Source organism: Sphingopyxis sp. MG (assembly GCF_002953155.1).
GTDB lineage: Bacteria > Pseudomonadota > Alphaproteobacteria > Sphingomonadales > Sphingomonadaceae > Sphingopyxis > Sphingopyxis granuli.
In genome coordinates, this window is sequence record NZ_CP026381.1 from 1,199,089 (window position 1) to 1,219,104 (window position 20,016).

The 20,016-nt window shown below is 66.0% G+C and carries 18 protein-coding genes; 9 read left to right on the forward strand and 9 right to left on the reverse strand.

Annotated features, from left to right (window positions below; translation table 11 throughout):
- Window positions 1-81: 81 nt before the first annotated feature.
- Window positions 82-2,751, reverse strand: a complete 2,670-nt coding sequence (locus tag C3E99_RS05490) for a TonB-dependent receptor plug domain-containing protein (RefSeq protein ID WP_076075832.1) — start codon at window positions 2,749-2,751, stop codon at window positions 82-84.
- 42 nt (window positions 2,752-2,793) lie between these two features.
- Window positions 2,794-4,416 carry a serine hydrolase domain-containing protein gene (locus C3E99_RS05495; protein WP_076075829.1) on the reverse strand — a complete coding sequence of 541 codons (1,623 nt, stop codon included), beginning with the start codon at window positions 4,414-4,416 and terminating at the stop codon, window positions 2,794-2,796.
- A gap of 210 nt (window positions 4,417-4,626) precedes the next feature.
- Between C3E99_RS05495 and C3E99_RS05500 the strand changes: the two genes are divergently transcribed.
- The 4 genes from C3E99_RS05500 (at window position 4,627) to C3E99_RS05515 (ending at window position 9,475) form a co-directional block, all read left to right on the forward strand.
- Complete coding sequence (locus C3E99_RS05500) at window positions 4,627-5,292, forward strand: response regulator (protein ID WP_067105752.1); 666 nt, start codon at window positions 4,627-4,629, stop codon at window positions 5,290-5,292.
- A 3-nt stretch (window positions 5,293-5,295) separates the two neighbouring features.
- Window positions 5,296-6,789: a sensor histidine kinase gene (locus tag C3E99_RS05505; protein WP_076075827.1), complete on the forward strand. Its 1,494-nt coding sequence runs from the start codon at window positions 5,296-5,298 to the stop codon at window positions 6,787-6,789.
- A gap of 65 nt (window positions 6,790-6,854) precedes the next feature.
- Entirely contained in the window at window positions 6,855-8,279 is a 1,425-nt protein-coding gene (locus C3E99_RS05510) for a CapA family protein (protein WP_083675109.1), read from the forward strand.
- 56 nt (window positions 8,280-8,335) lie between these two features.
- Window positions 8,336-9,475 carry an NAD(P)/FAD-dependent oxidoreductase gene (locus C3E99_RS05515; protein ID WP_076075824.1) on the forward strand — a complete coding sequence of 380 codons (1,140 nt, stop codon included), beginning with the start codon at window positions 8,336-8,338 and terminating at the stop codon, window positions 9,473-9,475.
- 120 nt (window positions 9,476-9,595) lie between these two features.
- Here C3E99_RS05515 and C3E99_RS20280 read toward each other — a convergent pair whose 3' ends face one another.
- Window positions 9,596-9,697 carry an MgtC/SapB family protein gene (locus tag C3E99_RS20280; RefSeq protein WP_104960323.1) on the reverse strand — a complete coding sequence of 34 codons (102 nt, stop codon included), beginning with the start codon at window positions 9,695-9,697 and terminating at the stop codon, window positions 9,596-9,598.
- Window positions 9,698-10,010: 313 nt separating this feature from the next.
- On the opposite strand from C3E99_RS20280, the gene C3E99_RS05530 reads away from it, so the two are divergent.
- The 5 genes from C3E99_RS05530 (at window position 10,011) to C3E99_RS05550 (ending at window position 12,376) form a co-directional block, all read left to right on the forward strand.
- On the forward strand, window positions 10,011-10,253 hold the full coding sequence (locus tag C3E99_RS05530) for a KTSC domain-containing protein (protein WP_234002615.1): 243 nt from the start codon (window positions 10,011-10,013) through the stop codon (window positions 10,251-10,253).
- A 215-nt stretch (window positions 10,254-10,468) separates the two neighbouring features.
- Window positions 10,469-11,461: an ornithine cyclodeaminase family protein gene (locus C3E99_RS05535; RefSeq protein ID WP_199775068.1), complete on the forward strand. Its 993-nt coding sequence runs from the start codon at window positions 10,469-10,471 to the stop codon at window positions 11,459-11,461.
- Between the two features lie 179 nt (window positions 11,462-11,640).
- On the forward strand, window positions 11,641-11,880 hold the full coding sequence (locus tag C3E99_RS05540) for a hypothetical protein (RefSeq protein WP_104959508.1): 240 nt from the start codon (window positions 11,641-11,643) through the stop codon (window positions 11,878-11,880).
- A gap of 11 nt (window positions 11,881-11,891) precedes the next feature.
- Complete coding sequence (locus C3E99_RS05545) at window positions 11,892-12,125, forward strand: hypothetical protein (RefSeq protein WP_104959509.1); 234 nt, start codon at window positions 11,892-11,894, stop codon at window positions 12,123-12,125.
- A complete protein-coding gene (locus C3E99_RS05550) occupies window positions 12,122-12,376 on the forward strand; it encodes a hypothetical protein (protein ID WP_104959510.1) in 255 nt (84 codons plus the stop codon). Before C3E99_RS05545 ends, C3E99_RS05550 begins: the two co-directional genes overlap by 4 nt.
- Window positions 12,377-12,398: 22 nt before the next feature.
- Here C3E99_RS05550 and C3E99_RS05555 read toward each other — a convergent pair whose 3' ends face one another.
- Genes C3E99_RS05555 through C3E99_RS05580 form a run of 6 tightly spaced genes read right to left on the reverse strand, consistent with a single transcriptional unit; the run spans window position 12,399 to window position 19,999 of the window.
- The gene (locus tag C3E99_RS05555; protein WP_104959511.1) at window positions 12,399-13,598 is read right to left on the reverse strand and encodes a thiolase family protein; all 1,200 of its coding nucleotides are present in this window, start codon (window positions 13,596-13,598) and stop codon (window positions 12,399-12,401) included.
- Between the two features lie 3 nt (window positions 13,599-13,601).
- Window positions 13,602-15,674 (reverse strand): 3-hydroxyacyl-CoA dehydrogenase NAD-binding domain-containing protein, encoded by a 2,073-nt coding sequence (locus tag C3E99_RS05560; protein WP_158682134.1) that lies wholly within the window; start codon window positions 15,672-15,674, stop codon window positions 13,602-13,604.
- Window positions 15,675-15,705: 31 nt separating this feature from the next.
- On the reverse strand, window positions 15,706-16,533 hold the full coding sequence (locus tag C3E99_RS05565; protein ID WP_104959513.1) for a mycofactocin-coupled SDR family oxidoreductase: 828 nt from the start codon (window positions 16,531-16,533) through the stop codon (window positions 15,706-15,708).
- Window positions 16,530-17,339, reverse strand: coding sequence for an SDR family oxidoreductase (locus C3E99_RS05570; RefSeq protein ID WP_104959514.1), 810 nt, complete (start codon window positions 17,337-17,339; stop codon window positions 16,530-16,532). Before C3E99_RS05570 ends, C3E99_RS05565 begins: the two co-directional genes overlap by 4 nt.
- Complete coding sequence (locus tag C3E99_RS05575) at window positions 17,320-18,987, reverse strand: long-chain-fatty-acid--CoA ligase (RefSeq protein ID WP_104959515.1); 1,668 nt, start codon at window positions 18,985-18,987, stop codon at window positions 17,320-17,322. Before C3E99_RS05575 ends, C3E99_RS05570 begins: the two co-directional genes overlap by 20 nt.
- Window positions 18,884-19,999 (reverse strand): CaiB/BaiF CoA transferase family protein, encoded by a 1,116-nt coding sequence (locus C3E99_RS05580; RefSeq protein WP_104959516.1) that lies wholly within the window; start codon window positions 19,997-19,999, stop codon window positions 18,884-18,886. Before C3E99_RS05580 ends, C3E99_RS05575 begins: the two co-directional genes overlap by 104 nt.
- Window positions 20,000-20,016 lie beyond the last annotated feature (17 nt).

Here is a 20,016-nt window from a genome sequence, read left to right on the forward strand (position 1 = left end):
TTCGCCCCGGCGCCGGAACGGCAAAAAGGTGGGCACCCCATGGGATGCCCACCTTTCCCTTCGCCTCGATGCTATCGGGGGTCAGAGGCGAAGCTTGGCGCCGACCGTCACATAGGTGCCGATCGAGTCGTAGTGGACCGATCCGGCGGGGCTCAGCGGCGGATCGCGATCGAACAGGTTGTTGACGTTGGCGAAGAGCGTGAACCGCTCGTCGATATTCGCCTGCGCATTGAGGTCGACATAGACCCGGGCGGAGGTGTCGTTGTTCGAGATGTTCAGCAGATGGTTGTACTGCCCGCCGCCGACGTAGCGGACGCGTGCGGTAAAGGTCGCATGATCGTCGCCATAGGTGACGCTGCCGGTCCCGCGCCAGTGCGGCGTGCCGAAGGTGACGTCGCCGACGTCGCCGGCGCGGTCGATGACCGAGATGCCGTCGTCGATCACGACCTTCGACACATAGGTCGCCAGCGCCCGCAGGCGAAGCGTCCCGCCGCCGACCGGCTGCTGATAGCTCGCCTCGATATCGACGCCGCTGGTCTTGTACTGTGCAAGGTTCAGATAGGTCGAGTTGATCTCGGTCGGGCGGCCCTGGCCGTCGCGCGTGATCTGCGAGCAGGCGTTCTGGTTGCCGTTGCCGCAGGCGGTGATGACGTCCTGGGCGTTCGGCGAGGTGATCGCATCGCGCAGCTTGATGTCGAAATAATCGACCGCGAGGTTGAAGCCCGGCAGGAAGGTCGGGGTAAAGACCGCGCCGAGCGTCAGCGTGCTGCCGATCTCGGGCTTCAGGTTCGGGTTGCCGCCGCCGTAGCGCGTGACGCTGTACGACTGGCCGTTCTCGGACACCGTCGAGAAGGTGGTCGTGCGCGTCGTGAACAGTTCGGCAAGGCTGCCCGAGCGGATGTCGCGCGAGCGTGAGACGCGCAGCAGCAGATTGTCGAGGATGCGATCGGTGGCGCCGATCTTCCACGACCAGATGCCGCCGCTGGTGCTATAGTGGCTGTAGCGCGCGGCGGCGCTGAAATCGAGCTTGCTGAACGGCTGGTCGAGCAGCGGTATCGCGACTTCGCCGAACCCTTCCTGCACGTTGAACCCGCCGTCGAGCGGCGAGAAGTTGAAGCGGCTGAACCCGCGCGCCGTCGAGATGGGATCGATGCTGTTCGTCACCTGCTTTTCCCAGCGCGCCTCGCCGCCGAACGCGATCGAGACCGGGCCGGCCCAGGTCGAGAAGGGGTCGCCGCGCAGGCTGGCGCCCATGCTGTCGAGCTTGGTCGTGTAGACGACCTTGGCGAGGTCGCCGAACACATAGTCGATCGCGGCCGGATCGGCGCGACCGGCACCCAGGATGTTGAGCGGGCGGCACGCGGTGTTCGGGTCGGTCAGCGCGACCGCGCAGACGATGTCGCTGCCGACGCGGACCGCATCGAGCGCTTCCGTCATCTTCGCGCCGACGATCTGGTTGTGATAGCTCTGCATGTTGCGCAGTTCGCCATGGTTGTAGTAGGCGGAATAGCGCCACGCGCCGTCGGCGAAGCTGCCGTCGACGCCGATGCCGCCCTCGACGTTCTGGCGGTAGTAATCGAAGGTGCGCATGCCGTAATCTTCGAACACGCGGCCGATCCTGACCGTCGTCTCGCCCGCGCCGAGCTGGCTGCGGATGCCGTCGAGATAGGGGTTCGAAGCTTTCAGCGTGTAATTGCCATATTCGGCATAGAAGGGATATTTGGCCCAGATGCGGCTGTAGAGCCCGTCGATCCAGAAGGTCGCGTCGCCGACCTCGAAGCTGGCGCGGGCATAGCCGTTGACGCGCTGATAGGGGTTGGCGAGCGACTTCTGGTCGCCGATCCCGCGCCCTTCGCCGCCAACCATCAGCGTGCCGTCGCCGTTGATCATGCTGCCGTACTGATAGGGGCGCAGCGAGCCGTCGGCCGCGAAGGTCATGCCCTTGAGCGCACCGGTGGTGATCAGGCCGTCGAGGCCGGTATTCGCCGGATTGACGTCGCGGATCAATATCTGTTCGGTGCTGCCGGCGGGCGTGAACAGGTCGGCGCTGCCGACATTCTTGCGCGCGTTGCGGCTGAGGATGCCCTCGTCGTTCTGATATTCGCCGCCGATCATGAAATGGCCGCTGCCGCCCGCGAACTCGGTGCCGAAGCTGCCGTTGATGCTGTAGCGATAGCCGTCGCCGCGCGTCGACAGGCCGTTCTGGACGCCCAGCTTCAGGCCCGACAGATTGTCGTCGAGGATGATGTTGACGACCCCGCCGATCGCGCCCGAACCCCAGGCCGCGCTGGCGCCGCCGGTGACGATCTCGACGCGCTTGACCATGTCCTGCGGAATGCTGTTGAGGTCCGACGCGCCGTTGAAGCGGCGGTTGTTGAGCAGGGTCAGCGTGCGCGTGGCGCCCAGGCCGCGAAGGTCCATCGCCGAAGTGCTGGAATTGGTGTTGGCGTTGGTGCTGTTCGGCGACACGGTGGCGCGGAACTGCGGCAGGTCGTTCAGCACCTGCGCGATGCTGGGCCGCGCGCCCTGCGCCAGTTCGGATTCGCCGACGACGGTCGTCGGGGTCGGTGCGTCGAAGCCCTTGCGGTCGATACGCGAGCCGGTGACGACGATCGCCGAATCGGCGGCGGCGCCCTCGTCGCCGGCTTCCTGCGCCGCGGCCGTGCCGCCGCAGGCCAGCGCGAGCATCAGCCCCGCCGCGGCGCTGCCGCCCATCAACAGGGTTTTCAACCCGGTCCGATCGTTACGCATAGATATTCCCCTTTTTTGAATGTCGTTGAATGAAAGCGGCGGTCAGTCCGCGCGCGTGAAAAGCAGGTCGAAGGCGCGGTTCTCGCCGAAGCGGAGCGCGGTGACGGCACCCGCGGCATCGCGCTGGAACTTGACGATAATGCGCGAGGCGCGCGGCGTGGCGGCGCCGGTGAACACGTCGCGATAGGCCGGTGCGAGCGGCTGGCCGGTCCAGCGCGGACCGCTGTAGACAAGCTGGCCGCCGCTGGCCTGGAAGCTGAGGCAGGTTCCGGTTTCGACCGAGCAGAAGCGGCCGACATAAGGCGCGGGATCGAGCGCGGTCACGGCGTCGACCTTGCGATAGGGAATCTTTTCCCCCTCGCGCGTTTCGCGGACCAGGCTGCCCTTCGCGCCGAAGGCGAAGATATCCTCGCGCAGCATCCAGCGCCCCGGCCCGAACGGAACGAGTGCGCGGCCGTCGGCGCGCAGGCCGCCCTTGTCGTCGACCTCGAAACGCAGCGGCGCGCCGCTCACGCTGTCGGCATAGAGACCGGTCGGGGCGGCGCCGCGCGGCACATAGGTCCTGGCGTTGTCGGGCGGCAGGAAGATATCGGCGGCCGCGCGCCCCAGCGCCGGCGCATCGGCATCGCCCGCGTTGCAGAGCAGCGATACGGCGAGCCGCTGCGCCGGATAGCGCGCCATCCAGGCCCGATAGCCGCCGGTCGACCCCGAATGGCCGACCTCCTGCTGCCCGCGATGGTCGAGATTCACCAGCGCGAGCGCATAGGCGATCGGCGTTCCGTCGTTGAGCTTCGTCGTCTGCTGCATCTGGGCGGTGAAACCCGGCCCGAAGAAATCGCTGTCGAGCGCCGCCTGCCATTTGACGAGGTCGCCGACGGTGGTGAGCAGGCCGCCATTGCCATAGGCGTCCTCGATCACCTGTTCGTTGCGCCAGACGCCGTCTTCGAACTCATAGGCGCCGGTGCGGCCGGGCACGATATCGCCATGGTCGTCGCGCCAGCGCGTGCTGGTCATGCCCAGCGGGACGAAGATGCGGTCGCGGGTGAAATCGGCGAGCGACTGCCCGCTGACCCGGTCGACGATGATCGCCAGCAGGTTGTAGTTGCTGTTGCTGTAAAGATAGTGGCTGCCCGGCGCGAAATTGAGTTCGGCCTGACGCGCGGCGATCCGCAGCACGTCATCGTTGTTCGCGGTGCGCGAATTGCGCGGCCAGCCCTCGATCGCTGAAACCGATCCCCAGTCGCGCAGGCCGCTGGTGTGGTGCAGCATGTGCGCGATCGTGACCGGTGCGGCATAGGCCGGCATTTCGGGAAGATATTTGCGAATATCGTCGTCGAGCGACAATTTGCCCTCGCGCGCCAGCATCAGGATCGCGGCGGAGGTGAATTGCTTCGAATCCGAACCGGCTTCGTAGATGCTGTCGACGGTGGCAGGCACCCCGAGTTCGAGGCTGGCCATGCCATAGCTTCGCATCGCGATCGGCTGTCCGCCCCGCGAGATGGCGATCGCGCAGCCCGGCGTATCGTCGCGCGCCCAGCGTGCGAACAGTCCATCGAGCTGCGCAATGGTGGCGGCGTCGCCGGGCGCGGGCGCCTGAGCCACGGCCGGCGTCGCGCCGCACAAGGCCAAGGTCGCCCCCGCAAGCAGAGGCAGGCTGGTCTTCATATCCGATTCTCCCGTGGCGCTACGGACAAGGTTCGAGCGCGCCTCCCTAATCGAGGTCGCTGTCACGAAGCTGACACCAACGACGGCGGCCCGGCTTTCGGGTAATGAATGGAAAATTATCGGAGCCGGGCGTGACATTTCCGTATGCGGAGATAGAGGCTGGCCGTAATTTCTATCGCAACAGGGCAGGAGGCGAAGCGGAATCGGATCATGCGCGTGCTGTTGGTGGAGGATGACGAGCGCCTGTCGCGCGGCATGGCCGCCTCGCTGGAGGCGGCCGGCTTCGCGGTCGATTGCCTGGCCAATGGCGAAGACGCGCTGCATCTCGCCGAAAGCGAGCCCTACAGCGCGATCATCCTCGATCTGGGACTTCCCGACATGGACGGGCTCGACGTGCTGGGGGCGCTGCGCACACGCGGGGTGACGACGCCGATCCTGATCCTGACCGCGCGCGACATGATCGACGACCGGGTCACCGGCCTCGATCGCGGCGCCGACGATTATATGGCCAAGCCGTTCAGTCCGCGCGAACTCGAATCGCGCCTGCGCGCGCTAGTCCGCCGCAGCCAGGGCACCGCCGACCCGGTGCTGCGGATCGGCGCGCTGTCGTTCGACCGTTCGAGCCGGACGGTGACGCTCGACGGCCGGGCGATCAATCTGCGCCGCCGCGAACTCGCGGTGCTCGAAACGCTGATGGGGCGGCCGGGCAAGGTGATCCCGAAGGAAAGGCTGGCGGCGGAAGTCTTCAATTTCGACGATGCCGTGACGCCCAACGCGCTCGAAGTCTATGTCGGGCGCCTGCGCCGCAAGCTGCAACCGTCGGGCCCCGCGATCCGCACCGTGCGCGGCCTCGGATATATGATCGAGACCGATTGACCGATGCGCCGTCTTCCCCCCTCGCTGCGCTTTCGCCTGACCGCCGCCGTTCTCCTGCCGCTCACGGGGCTCGTGCTGTTCTTCGGCATCATCACGACGCTGGTCGCGCGCAACAACGAGGCCGATACCGTCGACCGGGTGTTGATCGGTTCGGTGCGCACCCTGAGTCTCGCGTACAACAGCCCGGCGGCCGACCGCGAACGGCTGATCCCGCTCGCGGTTCACCTGCTCAAGCGACGCGCGCGTCCGGTCGTGCATTACAGCGTCTGGCGCGGCGAGCGGCTGATCGCCGGCGACGCGGCGCTGCGCCCGCCCGCCGACTATAGTCCGACCGACGACGGCACGATCGACCGCCATCCCCCGACGGTCTTCACCAACGCCTATCGCCAGACCCGGCTGGTGCGCGGCTATCTCGACCCCGCCGATGCGCGCGCGGTGACGCAGGCCGCCTATCTGCGCGATGGCACATTGCACGGAAAGCCCGCGCGGATCGCGATGGAAATTCGCCGCGCGCACGGCGACGACCGGCTGATCGCGATCCAGATCGCCGATTATGTCGACGACCGCCTGGCGCACGAGCGCGCCTTCCTGCGGCAGGTCCTGATGATCGGATTGACGGCGCTGTTCGTGACCGGCCTGCTGTTCTGGCTGGCGATCCGCTGGGGTCTGCGCCCGCTCGGCACGCTGACCGAACAGGTCGAGGCGGCACGGCGCGCCGCCTCTCCCTCGGTCCGGCTCGATGCGGACGAGGCGACCCCGACCGAAATCCGTCCCTTTGTCGCCGCGTTCAACGGACTGATGGCGCGGCTGGAACGCGCGAGCGAATCGCTGCGCCAGTTCACCTCGAACGCCTCGCACCAGATGCGCACGCCGCTTGCGGTCGTGCGCGTGCAGCTCGACGTGCTCGAACGCTATGGCCCGCAATCGCGGCAGGGGCAGGCGGCGTTGACCGACATTCCGCACGCCATCGACACGCTCGAACAATTGCTGCGCCAGTTGATCGCGCTCGCGCGGAGCGAGGATCAGGGGATGATATCGGTGCAGCCGTTCGACCTCGCCGACATCGCCGCCGGCGTGACGGGCGAGCGCGCCGCGCAGGCCTCGGCCGACCGGCTCATCAGCTATGAAAAGGAGGGCGAGGGTCCGGTGATGGCAATGGGCCAGCCCACGCTTGCCGCCGAGTTGATCGGCAATCTGCTCGACAATGCGATACGCTACAGCCGCCCCGGGGGGATGGTCTCGGTCTGCCTGACGAACGACGCGCGCGGGCCGCTGGTCGAGATCGACGACGACGGCCCCGGCATTCCCGAGGCGGAGCGTGAGAAGGTTTGGGATCGCTTTTACCGCATCCAGGGACGCGGGCAGCCGACGGGGACCGGTCTGGGCCTGCCGATCGCGCGCGCGCTGGCGCAGCGCATGGGCGCGCAGATCGAACTGGCGGACGGCCGGAGCGGCCGGGGATTGTGCGTGACGGTGCGTTTTCTGCGCGCCGATTGACCGGTGACAGGTTGGTGTCAGCGCCGCCGCCTATTCGCTATGCTTCACATCAGGGGAGCATCCGCATGTCGACCAATTTCGCCCGTCCCTTTGCCTGCCCCAAGGTCCTGCGCATCCTGTTGCTGGCCGGATCGGCCGCGGCGGCGCTGACCGGGCTTTCGGTCCATGCCCAGCAGCGCGGCGGCCAGACGCTCGAAACCGTGCCGGTCCCCAGCACGCCGATCGCGGGCGATTTCAGCCTCGCCGCCGTCGGCGACCTCATCTATCTGCGCCCGATGCTGGCGACGCTGGAGAAGCAGGCACCCGAAATGCTGCGCATCCTGCGCGGTGCCGACGTGACCTTCGGCAATTTCGAGACCACCGCGCTCGACCTCGCGACCTTCAAGGGGTCGCCGCAGGCCGAATCGGGCGGGACCTGGATGCTCGCTGATCCGGCAGTGCCCAAGGACGTCGCCGCCATGGGCATCGATATCGTCGGCCATGCCAACAACCATGCGACCGACTGGGGCGTTGAGGGGATGATCGAGACGCTGAAGCTGCTCGACGCCGCGAAGCTGGTGCGCGCCGGAACCGGACGGACGATGGCAGAGGCGCGCGCGCCCGCCTATTATGACGGGCCGCAGGGGCGCGTCGCGCTCGTTTCGGCGACGACGACCTTCACCCCCATGACCCCCGCCGCCGACCCGCTGGGCCGGGTGCCGGGCCGTCCCGGCGCCAACACGATCCGCAGCACCGAGATCGGGCAGGTGTCCGAAGCCGACCTTGCGGTGCTGGCGCGCATCACCGGAACGAAGGCGGGCGCGACGGTGCGGATCAAGGGCCGCGACTTTCGCGCGGTCGATGCTCCGACGACCCCGATGACGATCGGCTACGATCTCAACCGGAAGGATCTGGACGCCAATCTGCTCGCGGTGCGGCAGGCGAAGCAGAACGGCAATTTCGTCGTCTTTTCGCTGCACAATCACGAACCCGGCAACGCCAGCCAGACCCCTGCCGATTTCGCGCCCGGTCTTGCCCGCCAGATCATCGATGCGGGCGCGGACGTCTATATGGGGCACGGGCCGCACCAGCTTCGCGGTATCGAGATCTATAAGGGCAAGCCGATCTTCTATTCGCTCGGCAACTTCGCGATGATGAACAATTCGCTCGACGAGGTGCCCGCCGACATGTTCGACCAGTTCGGCGTCACGCCGGGCAGCGTTACGACCCCCGAACTGCTCCAGGCGCGCAACGCGAAGAGCTTTTCCGATCCCAACCTCTATGAATCGGTGATCGCGACTACGCATTTCCGCGACGGACGGCTGACCGAGGTGCGCCTGTATCCGATCGACCTCGGCGTCACCGCGACGGGCGCGGCGCGCGGCGTGCCGAACATGGCCGACGCGGCAACCGGCGCCCGCATCCTCGAACGGCTCCAGCGGCTGTCGGCGCCTTTCGGCACGCGGATCGACATCGTGAAGGGCGTCGGCATCATCCGCGTCGCGAACTAGGCCGGGCGAGACCCGTGCCGCGCCCGCCGCCGGCCACCGTTTCATAGGAGTGAGACTTGCAGACCGCCGATTTCCTGATTGTGGGCGGCGGCATCGCCGGCGTGTCCGCGGCGGCGCGGCTCGCCCCGCACGGCCGGACCATCCTGCTCGAGGCCGAGGACGGTTTTGGCTATCATTCGAGCGGCCGCAGCGCGACCTATTATCATTTCGGCATCGGCAAATCGGTGGTGCGCGGGATGACGGCGTTCAGCCGCGCGCATTTCGAAACCGTGGGCGCCAACGGCACCGCGCTGTCGCGTCCTTCCTCCGCGCTGTTCATCGCGCCGCCGGAGATGCTTGCCGGGCTCGACGCGCTGGAGGCGGAGATGCGGCCCTATAGCGACGGGCTCGAGCGCCTCGACGCCGATGCCGTGCGCGCCGTCATGCCGGTCCTGCGTTGCGGCGGCGACGGGATCGTCGCCACAGTGCTCGACCGGACCGCGCGCCGCCTCGACAGCGAGGCGCTGCAACAGGATTACCGCGCCGCGATCAAGCGCGAAGGCGGCCGGTCGATCGCGGGCGCCCGCGTCGTCGCGATCGCCCGCGACGGCGCGGCCTGGGTCGCGACCACCGCGGCCGGCGATCGGTTCGCCGCCCCCGTCCTCGTCAACGCGGCGGGCGCCTGGTGTGACGAGGTCGCGCGGCTGGCGGGCGTCGCGCCGTTGGGCCTGCAACCGCTGCGCCGCACGATCATCGCCTTCGACGCGCCGCCCGGTCAGGAGGTTCGCGACTGGCCGTTCACCAAGACCGCGGTCGACGATTTCTACATGCTGCCCGAATCGGGGCGCCTGCTGGCGTGCCCCGTCGACGAAGTGCCGAGCGAGCCGACCGACGCCCAGCCGGAGGAATATGACATCGCGCTCGCGGCGGCGAAGGTCGAACATTATACGTCGCTTGCCGTCCGGCGGATCGGCCATAGCTGGGCGGGGCTGCGCACCTTCACGCACGACCGCGTTCCGGTCGCGGGCTTCGCCCCCGACGCCGACGGCTTCTTCTGGCTTGCGGGTCAGGGCGGATATGGCCTTCAGACCGCCCCGGCGATGAGCGCGATTGCCGAGGTGCTCATCACCGGCGGCGCATGGCCCGCGGGTCTGACCGACTGGGGCATCGCACCCGCCCATCTTGCGCCCGAACGGCTCGGGGTCGGGGCCGTCTAACGAGCGTGTGGCGTCGCCGTCGTGCGTCAAGCTTGCTGGGGGTGGATGTCGAAACCGGTGATGCCCGCGTCCCCGCGGATCGCGGCGACGAGGGCTTCGGCTTTCTCTTCCTCGAAGCCGTCACGACAGCGAGACGGGGATATGCGTGCGCAGTCCGGCCGGGCTCGCGCGATATTCGCGCTCGCCCCCGATCACCGCACCGGCGACGACGGCACCGGCGATCGGTCAGAGGAGATCGGGGCTGAGCATGTCCATGGCCTAACCGACCCCCCGCATGAGCCCGGGGACGAGCGGGATGCGCGCCGCGCCCGCGGCGTGCGCGGCATCGCGCGCGTCATTGCCCGCGCTCTGACCGCGGCGAACACCCCACAGTGTCGAGGAACAGCGCGGCGTCATGTTCGCGAAATATCGATTTGCATGATCAACCAACGCAAGCCGCGTCTCCCGGTTGCTCGACGCGGACGGCCCGCACCCCGATCGCAACTTTTCGGGCAGGGCTTCATTTCGACAGGGTAGGGCAAGGATAGGGACTGCAATGCGCACCTGCCGGATCGACCAATCCTCGATGATCGATCGCGCGGCGTTCGATCCGGATACGTCCATCCTTTGCATCCGCTTTCGCAATAGCGGCATCTATTTCTATTTCGACGTTCCGGAGGAACTGTTCGACGACTTGTGTCGGGCGGCGTCGGCGGGGACCTTCTTCAACGATCGGATCAGGGACCGGTTTCGCTGCGAGCGCGACCCCGAACGCCGCCGCTTCCGTCCCGATGGCTAGCCGGCAGTCCGGTGAGCGAGCCTTTCCTCCTGGACAAGCAACGTCGTCGTGCGTCGGGGACCTCCGCCCTCCCGAGCCTGGCTGTCGGCGTGCCTTGCGAATTGTCGGGCTCGCATGGCTGGCGGGCTTTTGTTGCGCTGGTATAGGGCAAACCGACCAGCAGCATGCCGGCGGAACTCCGGTTGCTTCGCTTTGACGACGAACCGGGGGGTGGAATGAGCATCGAACTGCGCGTCTTGTCCGGTCCCGAAATCCGCGAAATGCTGCCGATGTCGGCGTGCATCGAGCTGATGGAAACCACGATGGTCGCGGTGTCAGAAGGGCAATCGCTGCTGCCGCTGCGCAGCATCATGACGATGCCCGGCGACATCGGTGCGCTCGGGATCATGCCGGGCTATCTGGCGACCGCCGATATGTACGCGGTCAAGCTGCTCAGCCTCTTCCCCCGCAATGCCGGCACCGGCCTTTCGTCGCATCTCGGGATGCTGGTGCTGTTCGAAACCGGCCACGGCCACCCGGTCGGACTGCTCGACGCCGCCGAGATCACGGCGATCCGGACGGCCGCCGCCAGCGGCATGGCGACGCGCCTTCTCGCCCGCAGGGAAGCGACGCGACTGGCCATATTGGGCACCGGCGAACAGGCAAGGCGACATGTCGAGGCGATGATTGCCGTCCGGCCGATCGCGGACATCCGCATCTGGGGCCGCAATCCCGCGAAGGCGCAGGCTCTCGCCGCATCCTGTGCCGCCACCTATGATGTCGGCTGTCGCGCCGTCGAACAGGTGGCCGATGCCGTGGCGGGCGCCGACATCGTCTGCACCACGACCCATGCCTCCGAACCGATCCTGCCGGGAGCGTGGATCGAACCGGGCACGCACCTCAACATCGTGGGCTCAAGCATTCCGAGCACCGCCGAGATCGATGGCGATCTGGTCGCGAAGTCGCGCTTCTTCGTTGATTATCGGGATTCCGCGCTCAACCAGGCCGGCGAATATCTGCGCGCGATCGCCGCGGGTCTGATTGGTCCCGATCATATCCTCGGCGAGATCGGTGAGGTCGCGTTGGGCAAGGTGGCGGGACGCTGCAGCGACGACGACATCACGATCTACAAATCGCTGGGCATCGCCGCGCAGGACATTGCGGCGGGACATCATGTGCTGGCCCGCGCTGCCGACCGGAATATCGGACAATGTGTTTCGTTCGGTTGAGGGTCTTGTCGGCCTCGGTTTCCTTTCATTCTTGATCGGCGGCACCGAATGCGCGTCCGCACAAGTTGATCCATTTGAAGTTTTGCCGATTTTTGCGGCGCTCCCCTTGCTCCATGGGGAACTCCCCCATCGAGGGGCGCGTCTCTCCTGCATCTTGGAACGCCCGCAGGAGCTCGAAGATGGCGGAAAAGGACAAACGCGCCGACGGCGATGCCCGGTCCGAGCAGGCCGAGGGCGCTCCGACGCCGGGCGGACTTCCGCGGGAGGATGTCGAGGATCGCGATAATGTCGGCATCGTGAAGGCCGGGGACTATCCGCCCGATCAGCGCGCGTCGGCCGAGACCGCTGGCCTCGGACGGGACCGCGGCGAAAAGGGCAGGCCGGCGACGCCGCGTGCGAAGTCGAACCGGAGCGATTAGAGGAGGTTGTGATGGCGATCTGCGATCAATGCGGCAACGATTATGACAAGAGCTTCACCGTCGAACTCGGCGGGAAGACCTCGACCTTCGACAGTTTCGAATGCGCGATCGAAGCGCTGGCGCCGCGCTGCGTCCATTGCGACTGTCGAATCATCGGACATGGCGTGGAAGAGGGCGACGATATCTTCTGCTGCGCACACTGCGCCGGACAGAGCGGCGGCACTCAGATCAGGGATCGGGCATGACGGATAATCGGCATATCTGGGATTTGCGCGGCACGCTGACGCGCGCGCATGACGAAGAGAGCGGCATCGAATTGCCGCTGCTGGAAGATGATCTGCCAGCGGCGAGGCCGCTTCGCGAAATTCTTGTCGCGTTCCATCGGGCATCGCCGCAGGACCGCGAACATTTCACGCTCGTGCTGGAAAACGGCCAGGCGTTCAGTGCCGACGACATATCCGAACTTCTCTCGCGTCCTGATTCGCCGTTCCGCTGAAGCCTGTCTCATGGCGCGAACCTCAGTCGGCCACCTCGAACAGGCCGGCCGCGCCCATCCCTCCTGCCGTGCACATGGATACGACGACCCAGCGTATGCCGCGGCGGCGACCTTCGAGCAGGGCGTGGCCCACCAGCCTGCTTCCCGTCATCCCGAACGGATGCCCCACTGCGATCGCGCCGCCGTTGACGTTCAATCGAGCATCGTTGATGCCCAGAAAGTCGCGGCAATAGAGGCATTGGCTGGCGAACGCCTCGTTTATCTCCCATAATCCGATGTCATCGATCCCGAGCCCCGCACGTTGCAGCAGCTTGGGGATGGCATGGATCGGACCGACGCCCATCTCCTCCGGAGCGCAGCCCGCCGCCTGAAAGCCCCGATAAAAGCCCAATATCTCTTTGGCCTCCGCCTCTGCGGTCGACCGCTCCATCAACAATTGCGCCGATGCGCCATCGGACAACTGGCTGGCGTTTCCTGCCGTGACATGCTGTCCCTGTGCGATCAACTCACCGCCCTGGAACACGGGCTTCAGTCCGGCGAGCGCCTCTTTCGTTGTATCGCCACGAACACCCTCGTCGCGATCGATCCGGACCTCCTCGACACCCGAAACCATTCCTTCCCTGGAGCGAAGCGCGCGTTCCACGGTTATGGGCACAATCTCGTCGGCGAACAGGTTGCGCTCGATTGCTTCCGTGGCGCGGCGATGGCTCTCCGCCGCGAAGCCGTCCTGTGCGTCCCGCGAAATGCCATAGCGCTCGGCGACGAGTTCGGCCGTTTCGATCATGGCCATATAGGCGTGCGGTTGTCCCGAAATGACCGATCGGTTCTGGATCGGGGGCGGCGCCTGCGGAATGGCGAGGCTGACGCTCTCCATGCCACCCGCCAGAGCTATGTCGATATCGTCGGCGATAATGGACCGCGCCGCCAGTGCGATTGCGGACAGGCCGGACCCGCATTTGCGATCGAGCGTCATCGCGGGAATGCTGATCGGCAGACCGGATGCGAAAATCGACATCCGGCCAAGATTGGATCCTTGGGAGCCGTGCTGAAGGGCCGTGCCGAAATAGACATCGTCTATCCGCGCGGGATCGATGCCGGAACGTTCGACCGCGGCTTTCAGCACATGGCTGGCCAGCACCGGGGCTTCGGTGATGTTGAAGGCGCCCTTGTGTGCCTTGCCGATTGCAGTACGGGCGGTTGCGACGATGGCTACTTCACGCAAGACTCAATCCTTTCCGCCTAGGGTTCGGGACCATTCTCCGCCGCTTGCCGCGACATGGCGGAGCAACGCTGACGGCTGCCATCGGGGGCCCAACTCGGCACCCAGGCGCTCCGCCATCGCAACCACGCGGTCCAGCCCGGTCTGTTCGCCCCAGTACATCGGTCCTCCGCGATGCGCCGGGAAGCCATAGCCGTTGACCCACGCTACATCGATATCGCTGGCGCGCAGCGCTATGTCTTCCTCGATCTCGCGCGCGCCTTCGTTGATAATCGGCAGGAACAGACGGTCGCGAATCTCTTCGTCGGTGAAGCTTCGTTGCCGGATCCCCAGCTCGCGCGCGGCTGCCTGGATAATGGCGAGGGCTTCGGGGTCGGTGATGCGTTTTCGGCCTTCATATCGATAGAATCCGGCCCCGCTTTTTTGCCCCAGGCGCCCGGCCTCGACCATCTTTTCGATCAGCGGGGACAGCCGCTCCTCGGGCGGCAGCGTCCTGGCTCTCACGGATCGTACCAATGCGGCCACGTCTAGCCCCGCCATGTCGCGCATGGCCACCGGGCCCATAGGCATGCCGAACGCTTCCGCCACATGATCGATCTGTTCCGGGCTGGCGCCCTGCTCCATCAGAAATTCGGCCTGGCCGGTATAAAATTGAAGGGAGCGGTTGGCGATGAAGCCATCGCAATTCCCCGCAAGCACGGCAACCTTTCCCAACCGCCTGGCAAGCGCCATTCCCGTGGAAAGCGCCTCCGGGCTGCTGGCGCCCGACCGCACGACCTCAACCAGCTTCATGACGTGCGCGGGCGAGAAGAAATGCAGGCCGATAACCCGCGACGGGTGGTTCGACGCGGCTGCCATCCGGTCGATGTCCAGCGAACTGGTGTTGCTTGCAAGGATGGCATGGGCGGGAGTCACCTCGCCAAGGCGCGCGAAAATGCTTTCCTTGATCGCCATCCTTTCGGGGGCGGCCTCGATCACAAGATCGCAGGAAGAGAAGCTCCGATAGTCGGTATGAAAATGAATATGATTCTGCGCGGCGTGGCGCGCCGCATCGCTCATCGCGCCGCGTGCCACCGCACCCGCATGAATTTGTGCGATCCGTTGCTGCGCGGCCGACGTGGCATCCTGATCGACGTCGACAAGAATGACATCGATACCGGCATTGGCAAGGGCGACCGCAATGCCCGATCCCATCAGTCCGCCGCCAACGATTCCTGCCCGCGCCACCTCCAAGGCCGGAGCAGGGTTGCTTCCGAGCGCCTTGGCGGCGTCGCGCTCGGCAAAAAACGCGTAGGCGAGCGCTCTGTTCTGCTCGCCCCCCTGCAACGCGTCGAACTGCGCTCGTTCAAATGCCACGCCCTCCGCCCCAGGCAAGCGGCATGCGGCCTCGATGCAATCGACGATGGCATCCGGCGCCAGACGCCCGCGAGCACGCTTGCGATTGTTCGTCCGGGCATCCGTGAAGATCGCGGCATCGACGTTTGCGATGGCGTGGCTCCTTTCCAGAATCGGCGGCGGAACGTCGCCAGCGGCAAGCCGGTCGCGCAGAAAGCGGGCGGGTGCTTCGTGGGTGTCGGTCACGATCGCGTCGAATATGCCGAGATCGGACGCTTCCTTTGCATCCAGGCGCCGGCCGGAAAGTATGACGTCGAGCGCGACCCGTGGCCCGCAGAGCCGGGTAAGGCGCTGCGTGCCCCCCGCGCCCGGCAACAGGCCGAGCTTGACCTCGGGCAAACCGACCGTTGCATCGGGGAGCCCGACACGAAACGTGCAGGTCAGCGCGAGTTCGAGGCCGCCGCCCAAAGCGCTTCCATGTATGGCAGCGACGCTGGGCTTGCCTGCCTCGATCATGTCTTGGATATCCCGCACGGTCGGGGATTGCAGGTGCATGCCTTGCTGAAGTTCCTTGATGTCGGCACCCGCTATGAAGGTCTTGCCGATCGTCCGAAGTATGAGTCCGTCCACGAGAGGGTCGGCATTGGCGGCCGCAATCGCCCGGGCCAGCCCCTGCCTAACGGTCAGGCTCAAGGCATTGACCGGCGGATGGTCGACCGAAATGAATGCGAGCCCGTCGCTCACGTGGATATCTACTGGACCCACCTTCATATCCTCACTTGATCAGGAAACCGGCATCGACCGGAAGCGCCACGCCGGTTATGAAACGCGCCTCGTCGGAACACAGCCAGAGTATCGCATTCGCCACATCCTCCGCTTCCACCCATGGAGTCGGCAGAATATTGATGCGCGCGGCAGCTTTCTCGATGTCCGCAGCGGTCGGATGCTCAAGATCCGGTCTGAACAGCCGGAAATGAGCCTCATGCTCTATCATCGGGGTCCGGACGGTCGTCGAACACACCGCGTTCACGCGTATCCATTTCGGTCCCAACTCTGCGGCCAGGGATTGCATCAGGCCGATGACACCGTGCTTCGCCGCCGAATAATGCGAAACGCCGGGAAGCGCCTTGATGCCGGTGGCAGAGGCGGTGAAAATGATCACGCCATTTTCTGTCGCGCGCAGATGGGGGATGGCGGCGCGGCAGGTCCGCCAGGCCCCCGAAAGATTGACCTCGATCATTCGGTCCCATTGCTCTGTCGTCAACTGGTCGGAAGCACCCATTCCGGAAATTCCGGCGTTGGCGATCACGAAGTCGAGCCGGCTGAATGTTTTGACACCGCAGTCGATGGCATGCTCGATCGCCGCCAGATCCCGGATGTCTCCGTGCTTTGCGACGATCTGCCGGCCTTGCGCCTGAACGGCGGCGACGGTTTCTTCGAAATCGGCGGGTATCGAGGAAGGTGAATCCGGTGCGACCGCGCCGCATATGTCGAGGGCGATAATATCCGCTCCTTCGCGGGCGAATGCGACCGCGACCGCCCGGCCTTGCCCTCGCGCCGCCCCGGTGACGAACGCCACTTTCCCTTCAAAACGTCCTGTCATGCCCTGACCTTTTCAGGCGCCCATGCGTGAATGCCTGCACCCAGATGCGCGCCACCGTCGATTTGCAGCAACTGTCCGGTGATCAGTTGCGCCGCGTCGCTGGCGAGAAAGGCCACGAGCTCTGCAATGGCTTGCGTGTCGGTGCCGCGACCGAGCGGGATGGCGTCCATTCTTTCGAGCGCGCGTTCCCGCGCCGTCGGATCCAGATTCTCGGTAAAGACGATTCCGGGGCCGATGCAGTTGAGGCGGATTCCCTGGCTACCCCATTCGAGCGCGAGCGTTCTCGTCAGGCCGAGAACGCCCGCGCGGGCTGCAACGCCGTGGGCGGCGCCCATGATGCCCCGATCTATGCCGGTGAGCGACATATTGACGACGGCGCCGCGGCGTCTGGCCAGATGCGGGTGCGCCGCAAGGATAAGGCTGAAGACGGCGGACAGATTGAGATCGATCACGGCATCCCAGCCGCGTCGCGAAATCTGCGTCGCCGGAGCATAGAACTGGCCACCGGCATTGTTCACCAGCAGGTCGATTCCATGATCCCCCGCCACTTGCGAGATCATCTCGGCCGCCATGTCCGCGTTTCGCACGTCACATGCGACGGCCGCGACGCAACCGCCTCGCTCCCCGGCTTGCTTCGCCGTTTCCTCGAGCGTTTCAAGATGCCTCCCGACCCCCGTCACATGCGCTCCGAGCGCAGCAAGACGAAGCGTAATGGCCCGACCGATACCGCTCCCGGCACCTGTGACCAGACAACGCCGCCCGGCGAGGCATGCATCGGCGAGAACCTCAGCTGATCCGCCGCTCATGGCCGCTCCAATAGATATCTCGAAGGGTTCGCTTGAGGATTTTTCCGGACGCGTTGCGCGGCATTTCCTCAACAAAATCGATGGATTTCGGGCATTTGTAGGCGGCAATGCGTTCGCGCGCCCACGCGATCAGCTCCGCCTCGTCGGGCCGTTCGCCGCGCGGCAGCACGATGGCCTTTACCGCTTCGCCCCACCGCGCGTCGGGGACGCCGATGACGGCGACGGCATCCACGGACGGATGCGCGGCCAGGACATGTTCGATCTCGATCGGATAGACATTCTCGCCGCCCGTCACGATCATGTCCTTGATGCGGTCGGTGAGGAACAGATAGCCGTCGTCGTCGAGAAACCCGGCGTCTCCGGTCCGGAGCCAGCCGTCGCCGGTTATCACCGCGGCCGTTTCCTCGGGTTTTCGCCAATAGCCTTCCATCATGCCGGGGCTGCGGCCCCACACCTCGCCGACGACGTGCCTCGGGCAATCGCGGTCGGTTTCGGGGTCCACGACCCGCACGTCGCCCCACGGGACCGCCGTGCCGGCGGAACGAAGGCGCCCGCGATGTTCGTCGTCGAGCGCATGATCCTCGGACCGGAGAATCGTGATCGTGCCGTTGATTTCGGTGAGGCCATAGCCTTGCACGAGGCCGCACGGCAGCACGGTCAGCGCCCGCGCCAACACCGGTTCGGTTATCGGCGCCGCGCCATAGAGTATCTTGCGCAGTCGCGACAGGTCGCGTGGCGGACTGTTCTCGATGGCTCCGATCACCTGCTCGAGCATGATGGGCGCCATCATTGCATTGGTCACCTGCTCCGATGCCAGCAGATCGGCGACCGCATTCGCTTCGAACTCCGAGACCAGTATGTCATGCCCTCCGCACGAGAGGGCGAGCAGTCCCCAGCAGGCGCCGGCGGTGTGGAAGGTCGGCATGCAGACAAGGCTGACGCTATGCTCGTCAAAGGCCCACGCCTCGGCGGCACCGGGCATGATCGACCAGAGGCTTTGATGGGTGAAGGCGACGCCCTTGGCATGGCCGGTCGTTCCCGACGTGTAGCAGATCATGCAGATGTCGCCCTGACGGGAAACACGCGCCCGCGGAGCGTCGTCGGCGGATCGCATCCGGCGGGCGTAGCCGTCGGCAGAGGGGTCGTCGAAGTCGAGACGGATCGGAGGTTCGTTGAGCCCGCGGCACGCGTCGTCGAGCAGCCCCATGGCCGCCCGCGACGCCAGCGCGACACGCGGCGAGCAATCCTCCAGTTGCGCGGCGAGTTCAGCCGCGCTCAGCCGCCAATTCATGCCGACCGAGATCGCTCCCAGCTTCGCGACTGCGAATATAACGTCGAAATGCTCGGCACGGTTGCGGCCGAGAAAGGCGACGCGATCGCCTTGTGCGACACCCAGCCGGGCGAGCAGATCGGCGGTGCGATTGCTGTCGCGCTCGAGTTGCGCGAAGCTGCGTGTGCGCCCTTCGAAGCTGAGCGCGGGGTGGTCGGGCGTGGCAACTGCGAAGTGGCGCACGATGTCGTCAATGGTCTGCATGATATCCATTCTACAGCCAGACCTTGCCCGACTGCACCGCCATATGCTCGCTGTTGAGCACGGGAGCGGGCGCCAGATCCCCGACACCGGGCAGCGGGGGGCGGAGCCATCCATCGGCCGCGACTATTCTGCGCTCGCTGAGCCAGGGGTCCGCAAGCGCTTCCGAAGGGGTGAGCAGGGGGTCCGCCGGGACGCCGGCTTGCTCTAGCCGCTCGATCCATTGCGCCATGCCGCGGCTGGCGAAGGCGCGCGAAAGGATATCGGCCAAAACGGCGGCCTGGGCCCGGCGCTTGCGCCAGTCCCATTCTTCGCTTCCCGCAGGAAAGACGAAACCTTCCTCGCTCAAGGCGTTGACCAGCGCGCGCCACAGCCGCGGCTCGATGGCGCCGATCGCGATCGCGCGCCCGTCGCCGGTTTCATATATGTCGTTGGCGGGCTCCAGATAACGCGTCCAGGCCGCGTCGTCGCCACGCTCTTGCGCTGACGCCCGCCATGTCAGCCAGTGCAGCATGACTTCCTGCATCGCGATTTCCAGCGTGGCGCCGACGCCCGTCCGCGACCGCTGTATCAGCGCAGCGAGAATGGCCTGGACCGCCATGGCGGCACCGCCGAGGTCGGCGACAGGCATGGCGGGCCGGGTCGATCGCCGCCCTTGTCCCGACCATGTCGTCGGGAGAGCGAGTGCTCCCGACCGCGCCAGAAAATTGAGGTCATGGGCCGGAGCCGTCTCACGCGATCCTCGTCCGAACCCGCTGATCGCGCAATAGACGAGCCGCGGGTTCAATGTCCGCAGCATATCCGCACCGACACCGAGCCGGTCGGCGACACCGGGCCGGAAGTTTTCGACGACCACGTCGGCCGAGCGGGCGATATCGAGCAGTCGCTCTCGCCCTTCGTCCCGCTTCAGATCGAGCTCCACGGACCGTTTGCCGCGATTGTAGCTGTCGAAAAAAGCGCCGTCATAAAGATGTCGGCCCGGTTCTCCGCCGGGCGGCTCCACTTTCAGGACATCGGCCCCCAGCCAAGCCAGGTGCAGAGCGCAAACCGGGCCCGGGAGCAGCATGCCGAGGTCGATGACCCGAATCCCTGCAAGCGGGCTATCAGGAGTGGCTGTGCGGCTGTTCATAACGACCTACTGGGTAG